1 protein-coding gene is annotated in these 575 nt (G+C 68.3%); it reads right to left on the bottom strand.

From position 1 onward, the window contains the following. Positions 1–575: flagellin N-terminal helical domain-containing protein (locus tag WBG79_RS27575; protein ID WP_443147531.1), on the bottom strand; the 575-nt coding region annotated here is incomplete at both ends.

Genomic DNA, 575 nt, shown 5'->3' with positions numbered 1-575 from the left:
GAGACGCCGCCGTCGCCGCCGGTGGCGGCATCGAGGGCGGTGTTGATCTTGCCGGCCACGGCGGCGGCATCGTCACCGCTGGCGAGCGTGACGGTCACGGCGCTGCCGCCGTTGACGTTGGCGTTCGTGATCGTGATCGTGCCGGCGGTGCCGCCCGTCACGGCCGCGAAGCCGGAGCCCTGGATCTTGGAGCTCTGCAGGGAGACCGCCACGTTGGTCGACCCGACCGCGCCGCCGGAGAACTCGATGTCCTTGGCGCTGGCGCCGTCGAGCGAGGAGGCGGTGTAGGTGTAGGACGCGGTCTTGTTGGACTTGTCCTGACGGGCCTGACGGACGGTCGACTGGAGGGACTCGACGGTCTTGGTGATGGCCGAGAGGCCGTTGTCGGCTGCTTCGATGACCTTGATGCCGTTCGACAGGCCGTCGAGCAGGTTGTTCAGGTCGTTGGCGCGGCTGTTCAGCGACGACGCGGTGAAGAAGTTCGAGGGGTTGTCGAGGGCGGAGTTGACCTTCTTGCCGGTGGCGAGCCGGCCCTGCGTCAGCGCCACGTTGGCGGCGGTGTTCTGCAGCTGGAG

It is taken from the genome of Prosthecomicrobium sp. N25 (genome assembly GCF_037203705.1).
Taxonomy (GTDB): domain Bacteria; phylum Pseudomonadota; class Alphaproteobacteria; order Rhizobiales; family Ancalomicrobiaceae; genus Prosthecodimorpha.
Note: the sequence above shows the minus strand (reverse complement) of the source record. Positions and strands in the feature narration are given on the sequence as shown.